3 protein-coding genes are annotated in these 2,415 nt (G+C 52.9%); all 3 read right to left on the reverse strand.

The window, feature by feature from the left end; all coding sequences use genetic code 11:
- Positions 1-256: 256 nt before the first annotated feature.
- Positions 257-529, reverse strand: coding sequence for a non-specific DNA-binding protein Hbs (hbs, locus tag lacNas_RS05430; protein ID WP_201331367.1), 273 nt, complete (start codon positions 527-529; stop codon positions 257-259).
- Between the two features lie 143 nt (positions 530-672).
- Positions 673-1,692, reverse strand: a complete 1,020-nt coding sequence (locus tag lacNas_RS05435; protein ID WP_201331368.1) for an amidohydrolase family protein — start codon at positions 1,690-1,692, stop codon at positions 673-675.
- Between the two features lie 10 nt (positions 1,693-1,702).
- A partial coding sequence (locus tag lacNas_RS05440; RefSeq protein ID WP_201346674.1) for a PTS sugar transporter subunit IIA occupies positions 1,703-2,415 on the reverse strand: 713 nt, incomplete at its 5' end.

The following is a 2,415-nucleotide window of genomic DNA, read 5'->3' on the forward strand; positions in this document are numbered from 1 at the left end:
CAGCGTGAGCCACGCCCGGCACGGCCGCTGCCCCAAAGAGGCTGCCCGCTAAGAGCAGGCGGCTGACGATGCCGGAGAGCTTTCTCAGATAACTTTTTTCAAAAAATAAACGCATTTTCTGCTTTCCCTTCATTAACATAACTGCAAAATATGTTAGTCCTGCTTCTTCCCGAATACAAGGGCAGCCGTGTTACGTTTTAGTTACAGCAAAAAAAACTGCCCGCTCATGCGGACAGTTTTAGAAAAGTATTCAAAATTACTTAACGGCATCCTTCAGAGCCTTGCCTGGCTTAAAGGCAGGAACCTTGCTTGCTGGAATTTCGATTTCAGCACCGGTTTGCGGGTTGCGGCCCTTACGAGCAGCACGTTCGCGAACTTCAAAAGTCCCGAAACCAATCAATTGTACCTTTTCACCCTTGGCAAGTTCTTCTTCGATAGTTGCGAACAGGGCGTCAACGATTTGAGCGGATTCCTTCTTGCTGAATTCAGTCTTTTCACTTACAACTGATACAAGTTCAGTCTTGTTCATCTTGTTTCCTCATCTTTCTATTGATAAAAGGCCCAGCAATAATGCCGAAGCTTAAGTCATATGCTAATTATAGCAAAACTTTGCCTCAGCAACAGCCTTTCTCCAAAATAGCTGAGAAAAAATATTAAAATTGTAAAATCGTTTTAGTCCAGCTTGTACCAGCGGCGGGCATTGCCGGCCAGAATCGCTTCCTTGTCGGCGTCTGGCAGGGACAGTCCCTTGACCATGGCCGGTCCGCCCAAAAGCCAGCTGCTCTTGACCGGATAGGAAGACCCGTAGATCAGATTGCCAGCGCCCAAAATCTTGGCGGCCAGGACCAGGTTGTCCTCGCCCCATGGCTGCGCATGCGAGAGCTCATAGGCAATGTTTTGCTCCAAGCGCTCTTTGACCGCGCCGTTGTTGGTATCAAAGCGGCCGCCGCCGGAATCTCTTGGCAAAAGCATGCTCTTGTAGGTGAAATAGCCCCCGCCCAGCATGGAGTGAATCAAGTGCAGGTTTGGAAATTCGGCGAACAGGTCGCTGTAGACTTCCCGGCTGACCGCGATAATCTGGTCAGCGCAGCGTCCGTAAGACCGGCGCAGGTTGTCATAATCCTTGATCGCCTCGTACTCCAGCGGCACCGGCGTGTGGTGCACGTATACCGGCAGGTCAAGTTCGGCAGCTTTTTTGAAAAACGGCCGGTAATACGGCTGGTCCAGATAGCCCTCGTCATAGTGGGCAGAGACTTGAACTCCCTTAAGGCCCAGTTCCCCGGCAGCATATTCCAGTTCAGCCAGGCTTTCGGCTGACCCGTCCACTGGCACGGCGGCCAGGCCGATCAAGCGGCCAGCGGATTCCTTGACCACCTTGGCCACAGCCCGGTTGTAGATCTTGCAAAGGTCCAGATCCAGCCATTCCTGGCAGCCTGGCAGTTTCAAAATTGCCTGGTCAACGCCAGCTTTTTCAAAGTCGGCAAACTGCTTTTCAAGCTGGTAGTCTGCCTGGAAAAAGTCCAGTCCAGCGCAGCCGCGCGGCTTCTCAATCACGATCTTGACGCCTTCAGCACTTTCCTCGCTGACAGCATGGGTGTCCGGGTGAGCATTGATGCAGGCCAGGAAATGCTCCAGCAGGTCGCCTTTGAAAAATTCATCCGGCAGCCAATATACATTCGCGTCAATCACCATTTTGTTTCACCTACTTCACTTTCACGTCCAGAATCTGGTCACCAACTTTGACCTCGCCCTGCTTGAGCGGAGTAACCGTGTCCAGAGCGTCATTCTTGGTAATAATCAGCATCAGCGTCGGGTCATAGCCGGCGGCCTTGACCTTGTCGACGTCGTATTCAACCAGCAGATCGCCCTGCTTAACCTTCATCCCTTGTTCAACATGGCTCTTGAAGTACTGCCCCTTCAGCTCGACAGTGTCGATCCCCAGGTGCAGCAGGTACTCAGCCCCGTTTTCCGTGGCAATGCCGACGGCATGGCCGGTCGGGTAAGCAACTCTGACGATCCCGTCAAACGGCGCGTAAACCTTGCCGTCAGCTGGTTCGATCGCGATCCCATCGCCCAGAGTCAGCTTGGAGAAGACTTCGTCTTTGACTTCAGTCAAGTCGATAGCTTTGCCATTTACCGGAGCCGTAAAGGTCAGTTCCTTTGGCAGCTTCTTTTGCTTTTCTTCAGCTTTAGCTTCAATTGCCCCGGTTGATTCCTTCTTGTCGCCGATGATCAAGGCACTGATCAGGGCAAAGAGAAAGGCAGCGACACCGGACAAGCAGAGGCTGATGAAGCCACCGTCGATGCCCTTAGGGTTGATGAAACATGGCAGCCCCAGGATCCCGTTGGCCCCGAAGGAGTAAAGCTTGGCGCCGCCAAAGCCGGCAATAGCACCGCCGATGCCGGCACCGGCAA

The sequence above is a fragment of the Lactobacillus nasalidis genome (assembly GCF_016587775.1).
Lineage (GTDB): Bacteria > Bacillota > Bacilli > Lactobacillales > Lactobacillaceae > Lactobacillus > Lactobacillus nasalidis.